Annotated in this window: 22 protein-coding genes; 11 read left to right on the top strand and 11 right to left on the bottom strand. The window is 54.8% G+C overall.

Translation table 11 applies throughout. The features are described 5' to 3' along the window. Positions 1-46: 46 nt before the first annotated feature. Together ACMWJS_RS19685 and tpiA are read left to right on the top strand one after the other, a co-directional pair. A complete protein-coding gene (locus tag ACMWJS_RS19685; protein WP_045909117.1) occupies positions 47-643 on the top strand; it encodes a DUF1454 family protein in 597 nt (198 codons plus the stop codon). A gap of 111 nt (positions 644-754) precedes the next feature. Further along, positions 755-1522 carry a triose-phosphate isomerase gene (gene tpiA, locus ACMWJS_RS19690; protein ID WP_003862019.1) on the top strand — a complete coding sequence of 256 codons (768 nt, stop codon included), beginning with the start codon at positions 755-757 and terminating at the stop codon, positions 1520-1522. Between the two features lie 82 nt (positions 1523-1604). Here the strand turns inward: tpiA and ACMWJS_RS19695 are convergent, their stop codons facing one another. The 5 genes from ACMWJS_RS19695 to fieF form a co-directional block, all read right to left on the bottom strand. Beyond that, positions 1605-2909, bottom strand: a complete 1305-nt coding sequence (locus ACMWJS_RS19695) for an SLC13 family permease (RefSeq protein WP_262790787.1) — start codon at positions 2907-2909, stop codon at positions 1605-1607. Positions 2910-2982: 73 nt separating this feature from the next. Further along, on the bottom strand, positions 2983-3726 hold the full coding sequence (locus tag ACMWJS_RS19700; protein ID WP_414747447.1) for a CDP-diacylglycerol diphosphatase: 744 nt from the start codon (positions 3724-3726) through the stop codon (positions 2983-2985). 107 nt (positions 3727-3833) lie between these two features. Continuing rightward, complete coding sequence (locus ACMWJS_RS19705; RefSeq protein WP_024909198.1) at positions 3834-4823, bottom strand: sulfate ABC transporter substrate-binding protein; 990 nt, start codon at positions 4821-4823, stop codon at positions 3834-3836. Between the two features lie 209 nt (positions 4824-5032). Further along, complete coding sequence (gene pfkA, locus ACMWJS_RS19710) at positions 5033-5995, bottom strand: 6-phosphofructokinase (protein WP_008501816.1); 963 nt, start codon at positions 5993-5995, stop codon at positions 5033-5035. A 174-nt stretch (positions 5996-6169) separates the two neighbouring features. Then, positions 6170-7063: a CDF family cation-efflux transporter FieF gene (fieF, locus tag ACMWJS_RS19715; RefSeq protein ID WP_045909114.1), complete on the bottom strand. Its 894-nt coding sequence runs from the start codon at positions 7061-7063 to the stop codon at positions 6170-6172. Positions 7064-7543: 480 nt separating this feature from the next. Here fieF and ACMWJS_RS19720 point away from each other — a divergent pair, with 480 nt between their 5' ends. Next, positions 7544-9052 (top strand): polysaccharide pyruvyl transferase family protein, encoded by a 1509-nt coding sequence (locus tag ACMWJS_RS19720; RefSeq protein WP_414747448.1) that lies wholly within the window; start codon positions 7544-7546, stop codon positions 9050-9052. A gap of 145 nt (positions 9053-9197) precedes the next feature. Here ACMWJS_RS19720 and cpxP read toward each other — a convergent pair whose 3' ends face one another. After that, complete coding sequence (cpxP, locus tag ACMWJS_RS19725; protein ID WP_045909112.1) at positions 9198-9704, bottom strand: cell-envelope stress modulator CpxP; 507 nt, start codon at positions 9702-9704, stop codon at positions 9198-9200. Between the two features lie 150 nt (positions 9705-9854). Here cpxP and cpxR point away from each other — a divergent pair, with 150 nt between their 5' ends. Beyond that, positions 9855-10553 carry an envelope stress response regulator transcription factor CpxR gene (gene cpxR / locus ACMWJS_RS19730; RefSeq protein ID WP_006179159.1) on the top strand — a complete coding sequence of 233 codons (699 nt, stop codon included), beginning with the start codon at positions 9855-9857 and terminating at the stop codon, positions 10551-10553. Next, a complete protein-coding gene (gene cpxA / locus ACMWJS_RS19735; protein ID WP_014885717.1) occupies positions 10550-11923 on the top strand; it encodes an envelope stress sensor histidine kinase CpxA in 1374 nt (457 codons plus the stop codon). The genes cpxR and cpxA overlap by 4 nt, the downstream gene beginning before the upstream one ends. A gap of 53 nt (positions 11924-11976) precedes the next feature. Here the strand turns inward: cpxA and yiiM are convergent, their stop codons facing one another. Both yiiM and sodA read right to left on the bottom strand, forming a co-directional pair. Next, a complete protein-coding gene (yiiM, locus tag ACMWJS_RS19740; protein WP_196347436.1) occupies positions 11977-12651 on the bottom strand; it encodes a 6-hydroxyaminopurine reductase in 675 nt (224 codons plus the stop codon). Between the two features lie 71 nt (positions 12652-12722). Then, complete coding sequence (sodA, locus tag ACMWJS_RS19745) at positions 12723-13343, bottom strand: superoxide dismutase [Mn] (RefSeq protein ID WP_003861999.1); 621 nt, start codon at positions 13341-13343, stop codon at positions 12723-12725. A 288-nt stretch (positions 13344-13631) separates the two neighbouring features. Here sodA and rhaT point away from each other — a divergent pair, with 288 nt between their 5' ends. Next, positions 13632-14666 (top strand): L-rhamnose/proton symporter RhaT, encoded by a 1035-nt coding sequence (rhaT, locus tag ACMWJS_RS19750; RefSeq protein WP_414747449.1) that lies wholly within the window; start codon positions 13632-13634, stop codon positions 14664-14666. Here rhaT and rhaR read toward each other — a convergent pair whose 3' ends face one another. Both rhaR and rhaS read right to left on the bottom strand, forming a co-directional pair. Further along, a complete protein-coding gene (rhaR, locus tag ACMWJS_RS19755) occupies positions 14667-15515 on the bottom strand; it encodes an HTH-type transcriptional activator RhaR (RefSeq protein ID WP_414747450.1) in 849 nt (282 codons plus the stop codon). A 73-nt stretch (positions 15516-15588) separates the two neighbouring features. Continuing rightward, the gene (rhaS, locus tag ACMWJS_RS19760; RefSeq protein WP_262781258.1) at positions 15589-16425 is read right to left on the bottom strand and encodes an HTH-type transcriptional activator RhaS; all 837 of its coding nucleotides are present in this window, start codon (positions 16423-16425) and stop codon (positions 15589-15591) included. Positions 16426-16726: 301 nt separating this feature from the next. Here rhaS and rhaB point away from each other — a divergent pair, with 301 nt between their 5' ends. From rhaB to rhaM, 5 genes are all read left to right on the top strand, one after another. Further along, entirely contained in the window at positions 16727-18196 is a 1470-nt protein-coding gene (gene rhaB / locus ACMWJS_RS19765; RefSeq protein WP_414747451.1) for a rhamnulokinase, read from the top strand. Further along, complete coding sequence (gene rhaA / locus ACMWJS_RS19770; RefSeq protein WP_045909105.1) at positions 18193-19452, top strand: L-rhamnose isomerase; 1260 nt, start codon at positions 18193-18195, stop codon at positions 19450-19452. Before rhaB ends, rhaA begins: the two co-directional genes overlap by 4 nt. A gap of 95 nt (positions 19453-19547) precedes the next feature. Next, entirely contained in the window at positions 19548-20378 is an 831-nt protein-coding gene (gene rhaD, locus ACMWJS_RS19775) for a rhamnulose-1-phosphate aldolase (RefSeq protein WP_048028382.1), read from the top strand. Between the two features lie 41 nt (positions 20379-20419). Next, positions 20420-21568: a lactaldehyde reductase gene (fucO, locus tag ACMWJS_RS19780; protein ID WP_414747452.1), complete on the top strand. Its 1149-nt coding sequence runs from the start codon at positions 20420-20422 to the stop codon at positions 21566-21568. Continuing rightward, entirely contained in the window at positions 21565-21879 is a 315-nt protein-coding gene (gene rhaM / locus ACMWJS_RS19785) for an L-rhamnose mutarotase (protein WP_048226835.1), read from the top strand. Before fucO ends, rhaM begins: the two co-directional genes overlap by 4 nt. Here the strand turns inward: rhaM and ACMWJS_RS19790 are convergent. Further along, positions 21867-23144 (bottom strand): MFS transporter, encoded by a 1278-nt coding sequence (locus ACMWJS_RS19790; protein ID WP_414747453.1) that lies wholly within the window; start codon positions 23142-23144, stop codon positions 21867-21869. The genes rhaM and ACMWJS_RS19790 overlap by 13 nt on opposite strands. Between the last annotated feature and the right edge of the window lie 20 nt (positions 23145-23164).

Genomic DNA, 23164 nt, shown 5'->3' on the forward strand with positions numbered 1-23164 from the left:
CAGATATCGTTTTAATCATGAGCACTTACGGCCAGGGGCAATGTTGATGAAAAGTTCGACACATTCTCTTTTCCTGTGTTTAGCGCTGCTCAGCGCGGGCTTTACCCTGCACGCCGCCGAAACCACAGCCCCGACCACCGCACCGTATCTGCTGGCGGGCGCACCGTCGTTCGATCAGTCCATCAGCCAGTTTCGTGAAGCCTTCAATCAGGCCAACCCCACGCTGCCACTGGATGAGTTTCGTGCCATTGATGGCCCCCGCGACACGCCTACCCTGACCCGTGCGGCAAGCAAGATTAACGAGAATTTGTATGCCTCCACGGCGCTGGAGCGCGGGACGTTAAAAATCAAAAGCATGCAAATCACCTGGCTGCCAATACAGGGGCCAGAGCAGAAAGCCGCGAAGGCAAAAGCCCTGGAGTACATGAGCGCGGTCTTGCAGGCGTTTACCCCTGCGCTGACGAAAAAGCAAAGCCAGCAAAAGCTGCAAAAACTCCTCACCGCCGGTAAAAACAAGCGTTACTACGCCGATACCGAAGGCGCGATCCGCTATGTTGTGGCGGACAACGGCGAAAAAGGACTGACCTTCGCTGTTGAACCGATTAAGCTGGCACTATCTGACACCCTTGGCGGGGCGAATTAATGACAAAAAGCAAAGCCTTTCGAGGGAAAATCTCTATACTGATTCACAGACCATGCTGCCCGACAGGGTGGCCATATTCCTTAATTCGCTTATTGAGCGTGGAGAATTGAAATGCGACATCCTTTAGTGATGGGTAACTGGAAACTGAACGGCAGCCGCCACATGGTAAACGAACTGGTTGCGAACCTGCGTAAAGAGCTGGCTGGCGTGACCGGCTGCGCGGTTGCTATCGCTCCGCCGGATATGTACCTGGATCTGGCTAAACGTGCCGCTGACGGCAGCCACATCATTCTGGGCGCGCAGAACGTTGACGTTAACCTGTCTGGCGCGTTCACCGGTGAAACCTCCGCTGAAATGCTGAAAGATATCGGCGCGAAATACATCATCATCGGCCACTCCGAGCGTCGCACCTACCACAAAGAATCCGACGAGTTCATCGCGAAGAAATTCGCCGTGCTGAAAGAGCAGGGTCTGATCCCGGTTCTGTGCATCGGTGAAACTGAAGCAGAAAACGAAGCGGGTAAAACCGAAGAAGTGTGCGCACGTCAGATCGACGCTGTGCTGAAAACGCAGGGCGCAGCAGCGTTCGAAGGCGCGGTAATCGCTTACGAGCCAGTCTGGGCGATCGGTACCGGCAAATCAGCAACCCCTGCGCAGGCTCAGGCGGTTCACAAATTCATCCGTGACCACATTGCGAAAGCTGACGCCAAAGTGGCTGAGCAAGTGATCATCCAGTACGGCGGTTCCGTTAACGCGTCTAACGCTGCTGAGCTGTTCACCCAGCCAGACATCGATGGCGCGCTGGTTGGCGGTGCATCCCTGAAAGCGGACGCTTTCGCGGTGATCGTTAAAGCGGCAGAAGCGGCTAAACAGGCGTAATTGCCTTTGTGGCGGGTGGCGCTTGCGCTAACCCGTCCTACAGTTCTGTAGGCCCGGTAAGCGTCAGCGCCACCGGGCTTTTTTACAGCCGTCCCAGCAGGCTAAACCACAGATAATCCAGCGGCAGCAGCACCAGATACGTCGCTATCGCCAGCGCCAGACAGAGCACCATCCCCGCCCTGGCAGGCACCTTTCCTAGCCCCATCGCCACCACGATCGGCGACGCCTGATACGGCAGCAGCGGCGTGGAATAGCCGAGCACCTGAATCATGATCACCGACAGCAGCGGGAAGCCGGTCGCATCCGAGAAGCTTTGCGCCAGGGTGGTATACAGCGCAGGAACGCCGTTGGCGGTCATAATGAAGTTGAGTGCGGTGGTGATCCCGGTCAACGCCAGGAAACTGGTGAACGGTCTATCTGCATCCAGCGGCATAATGCGGAGCAACGCCTCGCCCACCGCCGTTCCGATACCGGTTTGCGTCACGACGATCGCCAGCCCAAGAATGCCCGCGACGTAAATGCAGGTACGCATATTCACCCCCGCAGAAAACTCCTCCCCGGTGATAAAACCGATGCGGGGCAGCATAACGATGACCGACGCCGCCAGCCCGGTCCAGGCGGGCCCAACGCCGTGCCAGCTCTCCGTCACCCACATCCCCAGCACCACCGCCAGCAGCCAGGCAAGACGCTTTTCGTCCCGCCCCATAGGCTCAGACGGCGCCTGTTCCTTCGGCGGTTTTGGGCTGCCGGGAAAAAGCCAGCAGATCAGGCCAATCAGAATCAGGCCTTTGAGAATGCCCAGCACCGGCGTGTGCAGCAGCAGATACGGGACATAGTTCAGATGGATGCCGTACGAGCCTTCCGCCGCACCGCTCATCACCAGGTTAGGCACGTTAGCGGGCAGAATCGTCGCCGAAAGCTGGAACGTCCCAAACCCTACCGCCAGCGCCAGACCAAACCAGGCGCGGGAGCCGTCGGCGATACCGGCGCGTTTCGCCATCGCGGCGACAATCGGCATCAGCAGCGCAATACGTCCCATATTCGACGGCATCACAAACGCCAGCGCATAGCTCAGCAGCACCACGCTCGCTACCATTAATACCCACGAGTCGGTGAGCTTTGCTGACAACGCCCGGGCGGCCCGGTCTGCCAGACCGGTTTTACGGATCGCCACGCCGAGCACGAATCCGCTGAAGACCAGCCAGAAGGCCGACGAAGCAAAACCGCCGAAAATCACCTCCGGCGGGGCGATCTTCGCGGTCATTGCCGCCGTAAAGAACAGCAGCGCAGTGATGAATTCCGGCAACAGGGACGTCGCCCATAGCACGATAGTGACGCCAACGATCAGTGAGGGTACCAGCAGAGGATACGTTGACCAGAGCGACATACCTGTCTCCTGTAGAATTTTTCAGCAAGTCTACGGCGACAGGCGGGGCGAGTAAACGCTATTTATGGTGGGGTCAATTCAGAATAGCGCATTGATGATCCTGCAGTTCCTCAGCGGACGCGCGGTTAAGCATCAGCAGGTTACGTTCGGTTGCCAGCAACACAAACGAACCATCGGACTGCTGCGCCATCGCCAGGGCAAAGCGCCCCATATGGTCGCGCGCTTCCGGCAGCTCTTCAGCCAGCATTATGAACGGGCTGCGCTGCACCAGTTCATTCTCCGTCACCCGACGAGCAAGATACTCATGCCCTTCCAGCCCGCCGGGAAGCGGCAGCCACTGGGTGCTGATTTCTGCCTGCGCGGCGTTGAGTTTCTCGCGCACGTCCGGGCGCAGACAGGAGATATGAATGTGAAAATGGTTCTGCGTGCGCCCTGTCGGCGAGTTAATCGTCAGCGAAATGGCGCTGTCGGGCACCTCGGATCCGCGCTTCAGGGTCATAAAGCTGCGCGACTGCCAGGCCAGCCAGAAAAAGTTCGGCGTGTGCGCTTCGGTCAATAGCGGGCTCTCGGTGCCGTTGATGCGATATGTCGGCATCAGCAGATATTGCAGCGGCCCGTTGCGGTCTTTAAAGACCACATAGCCTGCATCCGTTTTCACCTGCGCACACGGTGCCGGGTTACGATTCTGGATCTGATTCGGCACGCACTGGTCGAGAACGATATGTCGCAACGCATTCGGATTACCCGCTTTCATCCAGTACCAGCCGCCAGCGGCAAGGGCGATGACAATGAGGATCAATAAGATAATTTTTTTCACAACGCGTTCCCTGTTTTCAATAGAGGCAAAAGAGTAACGCAAAATGATGACCAAATAAAAAACCCGGCGGATTTCTCACGCCGGGTTACCGTGTCATTGGCTAATGGTTAACGCTGGCTGATCTGGTCGAAAGTACCGCCATTAGAGAAGTGCTCTTTCTGCGCTTTCGTCCAGCCACCGAACTCATCATCAATGGTGAAGAGTTTCAGTTTAGGGAAGACGCTTTCGTATTTCTTCGCCACCGCCGGATCGCGTGGGCGATAGAAGTTTTTCGCCGCAATTTCCTGGCCTTCTGGCGAGTAGAGATACTTCAGGTAGGCTTCTGCCACCGCTTTGGTATCTTTCTTCTCAACCACTTTATCGACAACCGAGACGGTCGGCTCAGCCAGAATCGATTCGCTTGGGGTCACGATCTCGAACTTGTCTTTACCCAGCTCGTTAGTGGCCAGCAGGGCTTCGTTTTCCCATGCGATCAGCACGTCGCCGATCCCGCGCTCGACGAAGGTGTTGGTGGCACCACGCGCGCCGGAGTCCAGCACCTCAACGTTTTTATACAGTGCTTTCACGAATTCCTGCGCTTTGGCCTGGTCGCCATTGTTGTGGTGCAGCGCGTAGCCCCACGCGCCCAGGTAGTTCCAGCGAGCGCCGCCAGAGCTTTTCGGGTTAGGGGTGATGACGGACACGCCTGGCTTAATCAGGTCATTCCAGTCATGGATCTGTTTCGGGTTGCCTTTACGGACCAGGAAAACGATGGTCGAGGTGTATGGCGCGGAGTTATCCGGCAGGCGTTTGATCCAGTTTTTGTCGATACGGCCACGCTCGGCGATCGCGTCAACATCGTAGGCCAGCGCCAGGGTCACCACGTCGGCTTCGATACCGTTGATGACGGAGGTCGCCTGCTTGCCAGAACCGCCGTGAGACTGGCGAACCACGACATTGTCGCCGGTTTCCTGTTTCCAGTGTGCCGCAAACGCTTTGTTGTATTGTTCGTACAGTTCACGCGTCGGGTCGTATGACACGTTCAGTAACTGGATGTCCTTAGCCAGAACGCTGGTCGATGCCAGCAATAATGTTAAACCCACGCCCCATTTATTCATCGCCCAGCTCTCTTGTGTAGTGTTTTGATGAATGCAGCGTGCCAGAAAGCGAATCGAGGATTAAAGAATAAAAAAAGATTGGCTATAACGTAGTGGAATAAAAAAGCGTGCACGCATAAAAAAGCCGGGTGGCGGCTACGCCTTACCCGGCCTACGATTCGTGCAGTTGTAGGCCCGGTAAGCGCAGCGCCACCGGGCAACAGAGCCAATCAGTACAGTTTTTTCGCGCAGTCCAGCCAGTCACCTTTGAACGGACGCTTCATGTTTTCAATCGCGTCGATGATGTCATGGTGAACCAGTTTTTCGTTCTGAATACCGACGCAGCGGCCGCCGTGGCCCTGCAGCAGCAGTTCGATTGCGTACGCGCCCATACGGGACGCCAGAATACGGTCGTACGGACCAGGGGAACCGCCACGCTGGATGTGCCCCAGTACGGTGGCACGGGTTTCACGCTTGGTTTCGGTTTCGATGTACTTGGCCAGCTCGTCAACGTCACAGATGTGCTCGGTGATAGCCACGATCGCGTGTTTCTTGCCTTTCGCGATGCCCGCTTTGATTTCAGCCACCAGATCTTCACGGCTGAATTCCACTTCCGGAACCACGACAAACTCACAACCACCCGCAATCGCCGCAGCCAGGGTCAGGTCACCGCAGTAACGTCCCATCACTTCAACGATTGAGATACGCTGGTGAGAAGAAGAGGTGTCACGCAGGCGGTCAATCGCTTCAACAACGGTTCCCAGCGCGGTGAAGTAACCGATGGTGTAGTCGGTGCCTTTGATATCGTTGTCGATAGTGCCTGGCAGACCGATGCACGGGAAGCCCATTTCAGTCAGACGTTTTGCACCCATGTACGAGCCGTCACCACCGATAACCACCAGGGCGTCCAGGCCACGTTTTTTCATGTTCTCGATAGCCACTTCACGAACGTGTTCATCACGGAATTCCGGGAAGCGTGCAGACCCAAGGAAGGTACCGCCACGGTTGATCATGTCAGACACGCTGTAACGGTCGAGCTGAACCATACGGTCTTCATACAGACCCAGGTAACCATCATAGATACCAAAAACTTCCAGACCTTCCGTCAGCGCCGCGCGAACAACCCCACGAATTGCCGCGTTCATGCCCGGCGCATCACCGCCGCTTGTCAACACACCGATTTTCTTAATCATGACTACCTCTGAACTTAGGAATGCAAAATTGAAATCTGTTGCCGGAAGAAACTTATCGACCAACGAATACTGCAAATAGTATATCAATCCCTTCCAGCTGAATTGATTCAGGTCAGACCAAATGGCGGTAATTTATACACAAAATGCTGGCCTGGCTCACTTTTTTACAACGAATTACGAAAGCCCAACATGTCCGGGTACAACCGAGCAGGGATCCTGGTGAATGATGACGTCTGAACCAGGAAAACGCTGCAAAATCGCCTGCTCAACCTGCTCAGCAATCACGTGAGCCTGAACCAGTGGCAGGTTGTCTTCCATTTCAATATGAATCTGAATAAAGCGGGTCGGCCCTGACTGCCGCGTTCGAAGATCGTGCGCACCGCTGACGCCGGGCCAGGCGGTCACGATAGAAAAAATTTCATTGCGTTCTGAGTCCGGGAGGGCGCGGTCAAGCAGTGATTGCACCGCTTCATACCCCATCCGCAGGGCGCTATATAAAATATAGATACCAATCCCTAACGCAAACAACGCATCGGCCCGATGCCAGCCATACCAGGCCAGACCGAGCGCAATAAGAATAGCCCCATTCATCATAACATCAGATTGATAATGAAGCATATCCGCCCGTACAGCCTGACTTTGCGTTTTGCGAACGACCCAGCGCTGGAACGTTACCAGAACAAGTGTGCATATAAGCGCGACAATCGTCACAACGACGCCGACGCCGGGATCGTTCATCGGTGTCGGCGAGACGAGATGCTGAATGCCGGTGAGAAACAGGAACAGCGCAGAACCGGATATAAACATGCTCTGCGCCAGCGCGGCCAGCGACTCCGCTTTGCCGTGCCCAAACGTGTGCTCTTCATCCGCTGGCTGCAGCGAGTAACGCACCACCAGCAGGTTGGTCAGCGAGGCGGCAATATCGACCAGCGAGTCCACCAGCGCCGCCAGAATACTGACCGATCCGGTATACCACCACGCAAAAACCTTAATGACCAGCAAACACGACGCCATGATGGTCGCGGCCATGGCGGCCCGGTTTACCAGTCTTCCATAGGATTGATTCATAAACGCTCCTGTCATGTCATGCCGCTAGTATAACGGAAGCATGTGGAGTCGAAGGATGAATAAACGGTTAACAAATCAGAATATGGTGCAGAGCCCCCCTTATGTGGGAAAAGACAGGAACAGAGAAGAAGGAAAAACAATAACCACTTGTATTAAAAGAATTTTATTTCACCAACCCGTTACATCCAGACTACACATCCGGTTTGATTGTTACGTTGATATGCACCATCGACGACACTGTCACTGCGACTTAGAAAATACTGAATGGATAAGTTGTTTCCGTATCCAATCGCTCAACAGATGCTATTGCATTGTGTCAAACAATAAAAACCTACCACTACTCTGAAAAACCACCACACCATCTAACTCATTGTTCTTTATTAGATTTATAGGATAAGTTAATATTGTTTAATTTCAGCGATATAGTACACTTGATGCTATACATGTTGTACTGGAAAAATTTATCTTAAGAGAATATATATGTCTAATGAACCACTAAAAATTGCGTTTACTGGCGTTTATGATATCGCAAATTATGGAGATCATTTATTTCCGATTATTTTCGATAAAATCATGAAAATGAAAGGTCTGAATATCAAGCTTTATCTTTTCTCACCGGTGGGGGGAACACAAAGCCTCTCATTAAATGAGATTGTCTACCCATTAAATGAGATGGAATCATTGCATCTAAAACATAATTTCGATGCAATTATCGTTGGTGGTGGTGGAATATTCCACTATGCAAGCGGGCAACAAAAAATAAAAAGAGACTCGGACGAGTTCGTAGACTACCCGGTGTTTGAAACATGGGTTATTCCTTCGATAGTTGCATACAAACACAACATAAAACTAATCTGGAATCTACTTGGCGGCTACCATGATTTCTCACCATTTTATCAGAAACTTACTCAGGCCTTATGCGACCCAATTGACTATATATCAGTCCGGGACAACTATACTAAAAAAATCCTGACAGATAGTGGGATAGAGGATACATTAATTAACGTATTTCCTGATTCTGCATTTATGATGACAGAATGTATTCCTCATGAAATTATTGAAAAATCGTTAAAAAATTTAAGAAACAGCGATAAAGAATACATTGTTTATCACGCGAATAGATTTCTACCTAAAAGTGCAATCCCTGATGTTGTAAAGTCATTAGACTATTTTTACAATTTAGGCTTTGAAATCATACTATTACCACTGGCGTATACTCATGATGATGAAAGCATTCTTAGAGAGATAAATCAAAATGCAGATTCCCGATATACTCTTTATGAAAAAGAACTCAATATGTACGAAATTATGGGCATGCTGGCAGGTTGCCACGCTTATATTGGTGTGAGTTTCCATGGCGCAATTACCGCAGCCTGTCATGGGAAAAAAGTTGTGGCCTTTGATTATATGCTGAACGGGAAAACTAAAGATCTCTTTAAGATGTTAGATCTTCAGGATTATTACGTAACTGATTCTAATTCCCTATACGAACGTACAGTACAATGTCACAAAAACATGTCTCCAGTTATTTTAGATGATAAAATAGCATCTCTGCATCAGCACTTTGACACTATTATTGAATTACTCGTATCAACTAAAACGAGAGAAAAAGGAAGTGATAATTTCCTTATTAACTTTTCTAATACCATATCCAATATAAACAAATCTTTCAGTGCATTACAATCCGAGTTCAGTCAACTGGATAATCTCAGTAGAGACACCCACATAAAGTATGTAGAGCTACAGTATAAACACGCCGAATTATGTAAGCTGAATATTGAACTGAAGGATAATATAAATACCTTTAGTAGCGCCAACAATGAATTGCAGGATACATTCAACGCCCTTCAACTGCAAAACAAAGAATTATTTAAACAAAAAACCGATGCTGAAAAATGGATTGATGAAATGAAAAAATCAAGGACCTATAATTTTATTAAAACCATTAATAGCATAAAATTAAAAATCAAAGATGCACTCATAAAATAATACAGGGACATGAAAACTCCCTGGTAATAGCAACGAGGAACGCTCAATACCATTTTCTCATGATGTGAAGAATCAACAGGCAAAAAAAACCCCCACATCATGTGGGGGAAGACAGGGATGGTGTCTATGGCAAGGAAAACAGGGTTTACTGGTTACTACGGGTACTGCTATTGCTACTGAAAAACGTCGTTTCTGAGCTTCGCTGCATCCGTGCAACCTCACGCAGCTGATCCATACGCTGCTGATGTCTGGTGTTCAAAACCGCTTGCTGCTCGGGCGTTAGCAGGTGGAACATCTGGTTGCGGACCTTCGCCATTTCAACCTGGCGAGCAACCTGTTCCTGTGCCATTTTTTCGGCCTGAGCGCGAACAGCGCTTTCGTCAAAATTTTCTGCGGTGACAAGGCGATGCATTGTCTCCATTTCGCTAACATTAACAGGGGGCTGGTCGTGTCTCGCCCTCTGCATCAGATCTCGCATCTGTTGACGCTGATGTTCGGTTAAACTTATGCCGTCAAACATATGGCTTTGGCTACTGTGCTGCGTTGTGTCCTCTTGTGAGGAACCGTTATCGCTGATGATAGCTACAGCAGCCTGGCTAAACGCACTAAACGCCAGCGTTGAGGCCATGACGGCAGCGGTAACTTTGCGCATCACTTGCTCCCAAAATCTTTCGTGTCGCGATTCAACGAGAGACAGTCTACGATTCAGGCTGCAAACATGCGTCAGGGGGTGTAAAACAACGTAAAGTCATGGATTAGACAGCCTTGATGTCGTAATTTCTGCCTCGGAGGTATTTAAACAATGAATAAAATCCTGTTAGTTGATGATGACCGAGAGCTCACATCCCTTTTAAAGGAGTTGCTCGACATGGAAGGTTTCAACGTCCTGGTTGCCCATGATGGCGAGCAGGCGCTGAGTCTCCTTGACGACAGCATCGATTTACTTTTGCTCGACGTGATGATGCCGAAGAAAAACGGTATTGATACGTTGAAAGAGCTTCGCCAGACACACCAGACTCCCGTTATCATGCTGACCGCTCGCGGCAGCGAACTCGATCGCGTACTCGGCCTTGAGCTGGGCGCGGATGACTATTTACCGAAGCCGTTTAACGACCGCGAACTGGTCGCCCGTATTCGCGCGATCCTGCGTCGTTCCCACTGGAGCGAGCAGCAGCAGAATACCGACAACAGCTCGCCTACCCTTGAAGTCGACTCCCTGAGCCTGAACCCGGGCCGTCAGGAAGCGAGCTTTGATGGCCAGACGCTGGAACTGACCGGCACGGAGTTCACCCTGCTGTATCTGCTGGCGCAGCACCTCGGCCAGGTGGTTTCGCGTGAACATTTAAGTCAGGAAGTGCTGGGCAAACGTCTGACCCCGTTTGACCGCGCCATCGACATGCACATCTCTAACCTGCGTCGTAAGCTGCCGGAGCGTAAAGACGGTCACCCATGGTTTAAAACCCTGCGTGGTCGCGGTTATCTGATGGTTTCCGCTTCATGATAGGAAGCTTAACCGCCCGCATCTTCGCCATCTTCTGGCTGACGCTGGCACTGGTTTTAATGCTCGTACTGATGTTGCCAAAACTCGACTCACGCCAGATGACGGAGCTTCTCGACAGCGAGCAACGTCAGGGCGTGATGATCGAGCAGCACGTGGAAGCCGAGCTGGCAAACGATCCGCCAAACGATTTAATGTGGTGGCGCAGGCTGTTTCGCGCTATCGACAAGTGGGCGCCGCCCGGACAACGCCTGCTGCTGGTGACCAGCGAAGGCCGCGTCATTGGCGCCGATCGCAATGAAATGCAGATCATCCGCAACTTCATTGGCCAGGCAGATAACGCCGATCACCCCCAGAAGAAAAAATATGGCCGCGTAGAAATGGTGGGGCCGTTCTCCGTCAGAGATGGCGAGGATAACTATCAGCTCTACCTGATTCGCCCCGCGAGCAGCTCCCAGTCCGACTTTATCAACCTGCTGTTTGACCGCCCTCTCCTGCTGCTGATTGTTACTATGCTGGTCAGCTCGCCGCTGCTGTTATGGCTGGCGTGGAGCCTGGCAAAACCGGCGCGTAAGCTGAAAAATGCGGCTGATGAAGTGGCACAGGGTAACCTGCGACAACACCCTGAACTGGAAGCCGGACCGCAGGAGTTCCTTGCTGCCGGGACCAGTTTTAACCAGATGGTGAGCGCTCTCGATCGCATGATGACGGCACAACAGCGTCTGCTGTCGGATATCTCGCACGAACTGCGCACCCCGCTTACGCGCTTACAGCTTGGCACCGCGCTGCTGCGCCGCCGCAGCGGGGAGAGCAAAGAGCTGGAGCGTATCGAAACCGAAGCGCATCGTCTGGACAGCATGATCAACGATCTGCTGGTCATGTCGCGCAATCAGCAGAAAAACGCGCTGGTGAGCGAAACGGTGAAAGCCAATCATCTGTGGCATGAAGTGCTGGATAACGCGGCGTTCGAAGCGGAGCAGATGGGCAAATCCTTCACCGTCAACTTCCCGCCGGGTCCATGGCCGCTGTACGGTAACCCCAACACGCTGGAAAGCGCGCTGGAGAATATCGTGCGTAACGCCCTGCGCTACTCGCACACGAAGATTGAGGTGGCGTTCTCGGTGGATAAAGACGGGATCACCGTCATTGTCGACGACGACGGTCCTGGCGTCAGCCCGGAAGACCGCGAGCAGATTTTCCGTCCGTTCTACCGTACCGACGAAGCGCGTGACCGGGAATCGGGCGGTACGGGACTGGGTCTGGCGATTGTGGAAACCGCCATGCAGCAGCACCGCGGCTGGGTGAAAGCCGACGACAGCCCGCTGGGTGGGCTGCGGTTAACGCTGTGGCTACCGTTGTATAAGCGTTCGTAGCTGTTAGTGCCGGGCGGCGGCTTCGCCTTACCCGGCCTACTCTTTACGGAGTTCTATTTACCCCACAACCTCCGCGAATTATCCTCGATCTTGCTGCTTAAACGCCGCTTCTGCATCGTTCTTGTCCAGCTGGTCGATAGCCCCGCCGCCGACAGCAGGCGATGATACTGCTCGTCATCAAACGGCATATGCCAGGCAATGGCGCAGGCGTCGTAAACAGACACTTCACTCAGGCGTGATGCCAGCTCAAGCGGCGCATCCGCTGACACCTGCCCAGCCAGCACCACACGGTACAGCCAGCCGGTTTTACCCGCGTTTTGCATCTGAGCCGACATGTCATGAATACCGAAATGGAAGTTGAGCTTGAAGCACGGCGAGCGCGGCTGCGTCACCTGAATCAGGGCATCGCCCCAGCGGTAGATATCACCTATAAACACGTTCTTTTCGGTGAGCCCTTCGGTGGAGAGATTCTCGCCAAACGCGGGGGCGACGAAGAGGTCCGCCTGCTCGGGGAACTCGGTTTTCCAGTGCTGATAGTGCTCGCGCGGGTAGTGGCACAGCGCGCGCTCGGGCCCACCGTGGATCTTCTTTTCGGCCTGCTCGTCGCCCGCAAGCCCAAGGTCGGTTAACGTCAGCTCACCGTCGACCTGAATTTTGGCGATGGCGCTCGGGCGGCTGCCGTCGTACTCCCTTACCTTGCCTGTAAATACATTCACCGGGTAATGCATCGCTGCCTCCATTACGCAGATACAAAAAAAGCGAGCCATCAGACTCGCTTCTCACAGGCGTCAATGCAACCTTATTTTTTAGCGGCGAAACGCGCTGCTGCTTCGTCCCAGTTCACCACGTCCCAGAACGCTTTGATGTAGTCCGGGCGACGGTTCTGGAATTTCAGGTAGTAAGCGTGTTCCCACACGTCCAGACCCAGGATTGGGAAGCCGGATGCGCCAGAGATCGCTTCACCCATCAGCGGGGAGTCCTGGTTCGCGGTAGAAACCACCGCCAGTTTGTCACCTTTCAGCACCAGCCACGCCCAGCCGGAGCCGAAGCGGGTTGCAGCGGCTTTTTCGAATTCCGCTTTGAAGTTGTCAACAGAACCGAAGTCGCGCTCGATAGCCGCTTTCAGGTCGCCCTGCAGGGTGGTACCGGTCTTCAGGCCTTTCCAGAACAGGCTGTGGTTTGCGTGGCCGCCCGCGTTGTTACGCAGCACGGTTTTCTTGTCCGCTGGCAGCTGGTCCAGCTTGGTGATCAGCTCTTCAACAGGCAGGTTAGCGAACTCTGGCAGGCTTTCCAGCGCGGCGTTCGCGTTGTTCACGTAGGTCTGGTGGTGTTTAGTGTGATGGATTTCCATTGTCTGCTTGTCGAAATGCGGTTCCAGTGCGTCGTAGGCATACGGCAGGGATGGCAGTGTATAACTCATAATCCTCTCCATTATTGTCGGGCGGCACAGCTGTTAATGCCGCGTAAGCAGTTGGTTCATTATAGTTAATTAAATGATATTGAAAATGATTATCAATGCCGTAGTTTTTATAAGGTTATTCAGTTTTCGATTAATAGCGGAAATGTGAGTCTGCTCACGCGGTTAACGTGCTGATTGCCATCCAGAACACCTGTGCGGCAACCTTCTGAAGGTTCCCGGACTGCCTAATTTTTACACTCCTCAAGTCGAAGAGAAGCCACTGACGATAAAAACGATGAGGGTGTAAAAATGAATCATGCGATTACGATGGGTATCTTCTGGCATTTGATAGGCGCTGCCAGTGCAGCCTGTTTCTATGCTCCGTTTAAAAAGGTGAGAGGCTGGTCATGGGAAACCATGTGGTCCGTTGGCGGGGTCGTGTCCTGGCTGATTTTGCCCTGGACCATTAGCGCCATGCTGCTGCCCGATTTCTGGGGCTACTTCTCCTCCTTAAGCGCCTCCACCCTGCTGCCGGTGTTCCTGTTCGGCGCGATGTGGGGCGTCGGTAACATCAACTATGGCCTCACCATGCGCTATCTCGGCATGTCGATGGGCATTGGTATCGCGATTGGCATTACGCTGATCGTCGGAACCCTGATGACGCCAGTTCTCAACGGCAACGTCGAGGTGCTTATTAATACTCAGGGTGGGCGGATGACGCTCCTGGGCGTGCTGGTGGCGGTCGTTGGCGTAGGAATCGTGACTCGCGCGGGGCAGCTGAAAGAGCGCAAGATGGGCATTAAAGCTGAAGATTTTAACCTGAAGAAAGGTCTGCTGCTGGCGGTGATGTGCGGCATCTTCTCGGCCGGTATGTCGTTCGCGATGAATGCTGCCAGGCCTATGCATGACGCCGCCGCCGCGCTGGGCGTCGACCCGCTGTACGTTGCGCTGCCAAGCTATGTCGTGATTATGGGTGGTGGCGCGATGGTTAACCTGGGCTTCTGCTTCATTCGTCTCGCAAAAGTGAAAAACCTGTCGGTAAAAACCGACTTCTCGCTGGCAACATCGCTTATCATCACCAACGTGTTACTCTCCGCGCTCGGTGGGCTGATGTGGTATTTACAGTTTTTCTTCTACGCCTGGGGCCATGCCAGCATTCCGGTGCAATACGACTACGTAAGCTGGATGCTGCACATGAGTTTCTACGTACTGTGTGGCGGGCTGGTCGGTCTGGTGCTGAAAGAGTGGAAGAACGCCGGACATCGTCCGGTTGGCGTACTGAGCCTCGGCTGCGTGGTGATCATTATCGCTGCCAATATCGTCGGCCTCGGCATGGCAAACTGATCACGACCCCTTTCGACTGCGATGACGCCACTGTACCGGCGTCATCCCCACCTCACGATTAAACACCACTGAAAAGTAGTTACTGTCTTCAAAGCCGCAGCACATCGCCACATCACTGACCATCCACTCCGTATGCTGCAGGAGATATTGTGCATGGCAGATGCGTAGCTGGCGCAGATAGTGGTTGACCGTCATCCCGGTCAGGGTGCGGAACTGCTGGCGCAACGCGCGCTCGCTGCACTGCTCCTGCTCGCAGAATTTCTCCAGTATAAAGTTTTTATTCAGGCTGCCCGCAAGCGTGGTGATGAGCTTATCCAGCAGCGCTTCCTGCGTCGTGGCAGAGGGGTTATCAGTGGCGTAACGATGGCGCTTTAACGTCACCACCAGCTGGGCGAAAAGCAACTCCGCTAGCTGGTTAGAAACGGGGTCGTTCTTCTGGCTCTCCTGCTCCAGTTGAGAAATAACCTGCCGTACCTGAGCCATGCCGTTACTGCTTAAGCGCCAGTGCGGAGAACCCTTAGCATCAAGAAAACCCGGAATGCTTGCGGACCAGTCTACGTTAAGCCTGAGCCTGTCCGGACAGTAAATAACGTTCTGCAGTACCAGGTCATTAACCGAGGCGTAGGAGTGTTTATCCTCCGCGCGAATGTAGAACAGATCTCCGCGCGTGATGCGGTAGGGACGGTCGTTGAGGATGTGCAGGCCGTTACCGCGCCATACCAGCACCAGTTCGCAAAACTCGTGGGTATGTTCGGCAAAGACGTCTTGCGGGTAGCGGTCGGCCACCGTCACGGCCTGGCTCGCGGAGGCATAAAAATCATCTTTGCGAAGGATTAACTGAGCAGCCACACCACGACCTCTACACCGAATAACCTGACACTATTAGCTTTTTTGCGGAAATAAAACGGTGACTGCACTCGCGTTACTGAAGCATCGCGTCTTTCCCCTGACGAATATCACGCGGCGACCAGTTAAATTCCCGGCGAAACAGCGTTGAAAAGTGATTGCTGTCACCAAAACCGCAGCAATAGGCGATATCCGTGACGCTTTCGTCGGTATGACGTAAAAGATGACGCGCTTTGATCAGGCGCAGACGGTTGAGATATCGCTGCGGCGTCATACCGGTATGCTGCTTAAGCTGGCGGTGCAGGGTGCGCAGCGACAGTGAAAAATCATCCGCAAGCGTTTCCCAGCAGACATCCTCAGCGAAATGATCTTCCAGCCAGGCCATCAGATGGTTCAGGCGCGCGTTGTTATCTTCCAGCCCTTCCACCAGGCTGCTGCGGCGCAGCAGCACCAGAAGCTGCATAAACAGCAGTTCGCGCGTGGCAATGGCGTGCGTCTCCCCCCCGTCCTCGCTCTTCTCCATTTGCTCCACCAGCTGACGCACCTGCTGCAGGGTGGACTGATTCACGCGCCAGTGCGACGGATAGTGTCCGTCTTGCTCCTGGGGCAACAGCTGATTCAGCCGCGAAAGAAACTGGAACGCATCCGGGGAACGGTAGAGCACATTCGTCAGATACAGGTTGTCGGTATGCTCATACAGGTGCCGATCGTGGTCGCGCACGAAGCACACCGTACCGCCGCTGATGGTATAAGGCTGGCCATTGAAGACATGAATACCTGTCCCGCGCTCAACAATCACAATTTCATGAAAATCATGGTGATGCTCCGGGAACGCGGCCTGAGGAAGCCGTGGCTCAATCGCGACAGGCGCCCCTCCTGAAGGAAAAAAATCCACGCTGTGCAGTACGGTCATAACGGCCTCCACCAATGAAAAATGTTCTCAAAATAGTAATTAAGGCCTTCCGCACTCACCTTCAATTTTTGGCAGTAAACCTCGCAAAAGCTGTCCATTTTTCAAGAAACAGGGGGAAAGATCGGGAAATGCGGTCAGCGTCACACTGCCTGAAAATCCCGCCACCACTGGAAACTGTGAACTCCCTCACATTCACCTTTGCTTTCTTGCCAGCGCGAGATTTGGCCTGTCAGTGGTGAGAAGGTGACTTTTTCTTCCCTTTTTTACACTCACCGCTAATGACTTAAGAAAGGACCCGACTATGACTTTTCGCCATTGTGTGGCTGTCGATTTAGGCGCATCCAGCGGGCGCGTAATGCTCGCGAGCTGGGACCGTGAGCAGCACACGCTTGCGCTTCGCGAAATGCACCGTTTCGCCAACTGCCTGCAAAAACAGGACGGTTTTGTGGCCTGGGATATCGATGCCCTGGAGGCGGAGATCCGTATCGGACTGAACAACGTCTGCAACGATGGTATTCGCATCGACAGCATCGGCATTGATACCTGGGGCGTGGACTACGTTCTGCTTGATAGCCATGGCGAACGCGTCGGCTTGCCGGTTTCTTATCGCGACAGCCGCACCGATGGCCTGATGGCGCACGCTATCGCCCAGCTAGGCAAGGACAACATCTACAGACGCAGCGGCATTCAGTTTCTGCCGTTTAACACTCTTTATCAGCTGCGTGCTTTGGTCGAGCAACAGCCAGAGCTGGTGGCGGACGTGGCCCATGCGCTGCTGATCCCGGACTACCTGAGCTATCGCCTGACCGGCAACATGAACTGGGAATATACCAACGCCACCACCACGCAGTTGGTCAACATCAACTCGGATAACTGGGATGAACATCTGCTGGCCTGGACGGGAGCGTCGCCTTCCTGGTTCGGCACACCAACCCACCCGGGTAATGTGATCGGTCACTGGATTTGCCCACAGGGGAACGCAATTCCTGTCGTTGCCGTCGCCAGCCACGATACCGCCAGCGCGGTGATCGCATCCCCACTTGCGAGCAAAGACGCGGCTTATCTCTCGTCCGGTACCTGGTCGCTGATGGGCTTTGAGAGCAAAACCCCGTACGCCAGCGATGCTGCCATGGCCGCAAACATTACCAACGAAGGGGGTGCCGAAGGCCGCTACCGCGTACTGAAAAACATCATGGGGCTGTGGCTGCTCCAGCGGGTACTGAAAGAACAGAACATTACCGACCTGCCTGCGCTTATCGCCGAAACCGAGAAGCTGAAGGCCTGCACGTTCCTGATCAATCCGAACGATGAGCGCTTTATCAATCCGGCGCACATGAGCGCCGAAATTCAGGCCGCCTGCGTCGAAGTCGGGCAGCCGGTGCCGTCCAGCCCTTCCGAACTGGCGCGCTGCATTTTTGACAGCCTCGCCCTGCTGTATGCCGACATCCTCAGCGAGCTGGCGAGCCTTCGCGGAAAACCCTTCAGCCAGCTGCATATCGTGGGCGGCGGCAGCCAGAACCAACTGCTGAACCAGCTATGCGCCGATGCCTGCGGCATCACCGTGGTGGCAGGTCCCGTGGAGGCCTCCACGCTCGGCAATATCGGCATTCAGCTGATGGCTCTGGACGAACTTTCCAACGTTGACGACTTCCGTTCGGTGGTGACGGCGAACGCCAGTCTGACCACCTTCACACCCAATCCCTGCCATGAAATTGCTCGCTTTCGCGCGCAGTTTCAGCAAAACCGACTGACTAAGGAGCTTTGTGCATGACAACTCAATTAGAACAAGCCTGGGATCTGGCTAAACAGCGTTTCGCCGCCGTCGGCGTGGATGTCGAAGAGGCGCTGCGCCAGCTCGACCGTCTGCCCGTCTCCATGCACTGCTGGCAGGGCGATGACGTCGCTGGCTTCGAGAACCCAGGCGGTTCACTGACAGGGGGTATTCAGGCCACGGGTAACTATCCAGGCAAAGCGCGTAACGCGACCGAACTGCGCGCCGACCTTGAACTGGCGCTGAGCCTGATCCCGGGGCCAAAGCGCCTGAACCTGCATGCAATTTATCTCGAATCCGATGAGCCAGTGGCGCGCAACGAAATCAAACCGGAACACTTTAAGAACTGGGTAGAGTGGGCCAAAACCAACAGGCTGGGCCTGGACTTTAACCCGTCCTGCTTCTCACATCCGCTGAGTGCGGACGGTTTTACTCTCGCCCACGCGGACAACGACATCCGCCAGTTCTGGATCGATCACGTGAAGGCCAGCCGCCGCGTTTCGGCGTATTTCGGCGAGCAGCTCGGCACACCGTCGGTGATGAACATCTGGATCCCGGACGGCATGAAGGATATCACCGTCGATCGTCTGGCTCCGCGCCAGCGCCTGCTGGCCGCGCTGGATGAGGCTCTCAGCGAGAAGCTGGACCCGGCGCACCACATCGACGCCGTCGAGAGCAAGCTGTTCGGCATAGGCGCCGAGAGCTATACCGTGGGCTCGAACGAGTTCTATATGGGTTACGCCACCAGCCGCCAGACCGCGCTGTGTCTGGATGCTGGCCACTTCCACCCGACCGAGGTGATCTCCGACAAAATCTCCGCCGCCATGCTCTACGTGCCGCGTCTGCTGCTGCACGTCAGCCGTCCGGTGCGCTGGGACAGCGACCACGTGGTGCTGCTGGATGACGAAACCCAGGCGATTGCCAGCGAAATCATCCGCCACGACCTCTTTGACCGCGTACACATCGGCCTCGACTTCTTCGATGCCTCCATCAACCGCATCGCGGCGTGGGTTATCGGCACCCGCAATATGAAGAAAGCCCTGCTGCGCGCATTGCTGGAGCCTGTCGCCACGCTGAAACAGCTGGAGGCTAACGGTGACTACACCGCACGTCTGGCGCTGCTGGAAGAGCAGAAATCCCTGCCGTGGCAGGCAGTGTGGGAGATGTACTGCCAGCGTAACGATGCCCCGGCGGGCAGCCAGTGGCTGAACAACGTGCGGGCGTATGAGAAAGACGTTCTCGCCGCTCGTCAGTAAAAACATCGCCCGGCAGCACGTTGCCTGCCGGGTCTACGGGTAAGAGTAGGCCGGGTAAGCGTAGCGCCACCCGGCATTTTCAAAGGAACCACAGTATGCAGACTATCACCCACTCCTGGTTCGTCCAGGGCATGATCAAAGCCACCTCCGACGCCTGGCTGAAAGGCTGGGACGAGCGCAACGGCGGCAACCTGACGCTGCGCCTGGACGACGCGGATATCGAACCTTTCGCGGCCGATTTCCACGCGAAGCCGCGCTATATCGCGCTGAGCCAGCCGATGCCGCTGCTCGCCAACACGCCGTTTATCGTCACCGGTTCCGGCAAGTTTTTCCGTAACGTCCAGCTCGACCCGGAGGCCAACCTCGGCGTGGTGAAAGTGGACAGCGACGGCGCGGGTTACCACATTCTGTGGGGGCTGACGGATGAAGCGGTGCCCACCTCCGAACTGCCGGCGCACTTCCTCTCCCACTGCGAGCGCATCAAAGCGACCAATGGCAAGGACCGCGTGATCATGCACTGCCACGCCACGAACCTGATCGCCCTGACCTACGTGCTGGAAAACAGCGCCGATGTCATCACCCGCAAGCTCTGGGAAGGCAGTACCGAGTGTCTGGTGGTATTCCCGGATGGCGTGGGCATTCTGCCGTGGATGGTACCGGGTACCGACGAAATCGGCCAGGCAACCGCCGTTGATATGCAAAAACATTCTCTGGTGCTATGGCCGTTCCACGGCGTGTTCGGCAGCGGTCCAACGCTGGATGAAACCTTTGGCCTGATCGACACCGCCGAGAAATCAGCGGAAGTGCTGGTGAAGGTGTACGCCATGGGCGGCATGAAGCAGACCATTCCCCGGGAAGCGCTCATCGCCCTCGGCAAGCGCTTTGGCGTGAGCCCGCTGCAATCCGCGCTGGATTTATACGCATAACGCCTTTGCAGGACAAACGTTGATCGTTAAGGAGAATTATCATGAGCTTTATGTTGTCGCTTCCAAAAATCAGCCTTCACGGCGCGGGCGCAATCGGCGATATGGTCAATCTGGTAGCGAACAAGCAGTGGGGAAAAGCGCTGATTGTCACCGACGGCCAACTGGTGAAGCTGGGTCTGCTCGACAGCCTGTTTACCGCGCTGGACGCCCATCAGATGTCGTATCACCTGTTCGATGAGGTGTTCCCGAACCCAACAGAAGCGCTGGTGCAAAAAGGATTTTCGGCTTACCGGGACGCAGAGTGTGATTACGTCATTGCCTTTGGCGGCGGCAGCCCGATTGATACCGCCAAGGCGATTAAAATCCTCACCGCTAACCCTGGCCCGTCAACCGATTATTCCGGCGTCGGCAAGGTGAAAAATGCGGGGGTGCCGCTGGTAGCGATCAACACCACCGCAGGGACGGCGGCGGAGATGACCAGTAATGCGGTGATCATCGACTCCGCGCGTCAGGTGAAAGAGGTGATCATCGACCCGAACATCATCCCGGATATCGCCGTGGACGATGCCAGCGTCATGCTGGATATTCCGGCCTCCGTGACCGCCGCAACCGGTATGGACGCATTAACCCACGCCATTGAAGCCTATGTGTCCGTTGGCGCGCACCCGCTGACCGATGCCAACGCGCTGGAGGCGATTCGCCTGATCGGCCTCTGGCTGCCGGAAGCGGTTGATAACGGTCATAACCTTGAGGCGCGCGAGCAGATGGCGTTTGGCCAATATCTGGCGGGCATGGCGTTTAACAGTGCGGGTCTGGGTCTGGTACACGCTCTGGCGCACCAGCCGGGCGCGACGCATAACCTGCCGCACGGCGTGTGCAACGCCATTCTGCTGCCGATCGTCGAAAGCTTTAACCGCCCGCACGCCATCACCCGCTTCGCCCGCGTGGCGCAGGCGATGGGCGTCGATACCCGCGGCATGAGTGATGAAGCCGCCAGCATGTCCGCCATTCAGGCGATTCGCGACCTGAGCGCTCGCGTCGGCATTCCTGCGGGCTTCAGCCAGCTCGGCGTCACTAAAGCCGATATCGAAGGCTGGCTGGATAAAGCCCTCGCGGATCCGTGTGCGCCATGCAATCCGCGCACCGCCAGCCGCGATGAAGTCCGCGAGCTCTATCTGGAGGCATTATGATCCGCAAAGCGTTTGTGATGCAGGTGAACCCGGACGCGCACGAGGAGTACGCGCGTCGCCACAATCCAATTTGGCCCGAGCTTGAAGCGGTGCTGAAAGACCACGGCGCTCACCACTACGCCATTTATCTCGACAAAGCACGTAACCTGCTGTTTGCGACCGTGGAGATTGAATCGGAGGAGCGCTGGAGCGCGGTAGCGAATACCGACGTCTGCCAGCGCTGGTGGAAACATATGGGCGACGTCATGCCGTCGAACCCGGATAACAGCCCGGTGAGTGCGGAGCTTAAAGAGGTCTTTTACCTGGACTGATGTGTTAGCGCTGCCGCCCCCGCGGCGGCGGCAATCTCCTGCCTGCTGCTCAGCGTAAACGCCGACACCACCGTAATCGCCAGCACGAAACAGCCCAGCATCAGATACGTCTCCTGGAAGCCGATCCGGTCATACATATTCCCGGCAAAAGCGGAGAGAATAATCGCCGCCGACTGTTTGGCAAACTGGAAGCCGATCAGATAGATAGTCGCCGACAGTCGGGTATCAAACACCCCGGTGATGTACTTGAAGGCGCCCACCAGCAGGAACGGGACTTCCAGCGCGTGCAGCATCTTGAGGGCAATCACCTCCACGGCAGTGGTGGCGAACGACGAGCCGATAATGCGTGTCGCCATAATCACCCCGGCGATCAGCAGCGTGTTCTTCGCGCCGATGCGGTTAATGATCCACGGCGAACAGAACATAATGATGGCATTACAAATCTCCCCGGCAGTCGTTGCGAAACCAAAGGCGCGGGTCCCCTCCTGCGGCGTGGCGAAGAAGGTTTTAAAGAAGGTGGCAAACTGCTGATCGAAAACGTCATACACGCAGGCCACGCCAATCACGTAGAGGATAAACATCCACATTCTGCGCTGGCGGAACAGGTTGAACACGGTTTTTGCGGTGATTTGCGGCTGGTTCGCGCCCAGGGCATCCATGACCTGCGCCGTCTGGTTGGGCTTCGGCTTCGCGACCACCAGCAGCAGCATCAGCAGCAATGCCGCTCCCGATCCCATCCAGAAAACATACGACGGATCGATGCCGAACAGGATGCCGCCCGTGGAGGCGCACAAGCCCCAGCCGAGACAGCCAAACATCCGCGCCTTGCCGTATTCAAAGAAGCTGTTGCGGCTCACGCGTTCGATGTAGGCCTCAATCGCCCCCGATCCGGCCGAAAATACAAAACCGATATACAGCCCGCCGCTCAGCGCGCCCAGCCAGATATTGGCTTTCAGCAGCGGCGCGAAGACGTACAGGAAGAACGGTGCGAACAGAACCAGCAGCACCGCGATGATCCACAGAAGGTGTTTTTTCAGCCCCAGCTTGTCCGAAATAACGCCCAGTAGCGGCTGGAACGCGATGGCCGACAGCGAGATGCAGGAGAAGACAATCCCGGTATGGGTTTTATTCAGGCCGATGACGTCCGACAGCCAAATCGGCAGGAACGGAAAGCAGGTGGCCATGATGAAGAAGTAGAGAAAGAAGAACAGCCCGAAGATCCAGAAGTTAGGGTTGTCTTTGTGGGTACAGGTTGTTGTGTTCATTATTTTTATCCTCAACGGAG

The organism is Enterobacter sp. HK-058-C-ECC (genome assembly GCF_047531125.1).
Taxonomy (GTDB): Bacteria; Pseudomonadota; Gammaproteobacteria; order Enterobacterales; family Enterobacteriaceae; genus Enterobacter; species Enterobacter quasiroggenkampii.

Coding starts and splice junctions, on each gene's coding strand:
- ACMWJS_RS19685 (WP_045909117.1), top strand. CDS start 47: ATGAAAAGTTCGACACATTCTCTTTTCCTGTGTTTAGCGCTGCTCAGC.
- tpiA (WP_003862019.1), top strand. CDS start 755: ATGCGACATCCTTTAGTGATGGGTAACTGGAAACTGAACGGCAGCCGC.
- ACMWJS_RS19695 (WP_262790787.1), bottom strand. CDS start 2,909: ATGTCGCTCTGGTCAACGTATCCTCTGCTGGTACCCTCACTGATCGTT.
- ACMWJS_RS19705 (WP_024909198.1), bottom strand. CDS start 4,823: ATGAATAAATGGGGCGTGGGTTTAACATTATTGCTGGCATCGACCAGC.
- pfkA (WP_008501816.1), bottom strand. CDS start 5,995: ATGATTAAGAAAATCGGTGTGTTGACAAGCGGCGGTGATGCGCCGGGC.
- fieF (WP_045909114.1), bottom strand. CDS start 7,063: ATGAATCAATCCTATGGAAGACTGGTAAACCGGGCCGCCATGGCCGCG.
- ACMWJS_RS19720 (WP_414747448.1), top strand. CDS start 7,544: ATGTCTAATGAACCACTAAAAATTGCGTTTACTGGCGTTTATGATATC.
- cpxP (WP_045909112.1), bottom strand. CDS start 9,704: ATGCGCAAAGTTACCGCTGCCGTCATGGCCTCAACGCTGGCGTTTAGT.
- cpxR (WP_006179159.1), top strand. CDS start 9,855: ATGAATAAAATCCTGTTAGTTGATGATGACCGAGAGCTCACATCCCTT.
- cpxA (WP_014885717.1), top strand. CDS start 10,550: ATGATAGGAAGCTTAACCGCCCGCATCTTCGCCATCTTCTGGCTGACG.
- yiiM (WP_196347436.1), bottom strand. CDS start 12,651: ATGCATTACCCGGTGAATGTATTTACAGGCAAGGTAAGGGAGTACGAC.
- sodA (WP_003861999.1), bottom strand. CDS start 13,343: ATGAGTTATACACTGCCATCCCTGCCGTATGCCTACGACGCACTGGAA.
- rhaT (WP_414747449.1), top strand. CDS start 13,632: ATGAATCATGCGATTACGATGGGTATCTTCTGGCATTTGATAGGCGCT.
- rhaS (WP_262781258.1), bottom strand. CDS start 16,425: ATGACCGTACTGCACAGCGTGGATTTTTTTCCTTCAGGAGGGGCGCCT.
- rhaB (WP_414747451.1), top strand. CDS start 16,727: ATGACTTTTCGCCATTGTGTGGCTGTCGATTTAGGCGCATCCAGCGGG.
- rhaA (WP_045909105.1), top strand. CDS start 18,193: ATGACAACTCAATTAGAACAAGCCTGGGATCTGGCTAAACAGCGTTTC.
- rhaD (WP_048028382.1), top strand. CDS start 19,548: ATGCAGACTATCACCCACTCCTGGTTCGTCCAGGGCATGATCAAAGCC.
- fucO (WP_414747452.1), top strand. CDS start 20,420: ATGAGCTTTATGTTGTCGCTTCCAAAAATCAGCCTTCACGGCGCGGGC.
- rhaM (WP_048226835.1), top strand. CDS start 21,565: ATGATCCGCAAAGCGTTTGTGATGCAGGTGAACCCGGACGCGCACGAG.
- ACMWJS_RS19790 (WP_414747453.1), bottom strand. CDS start 23,144: ATGAACACAACAACCTGTACCCACAAAGACAACCCTAACTTCTGGATC.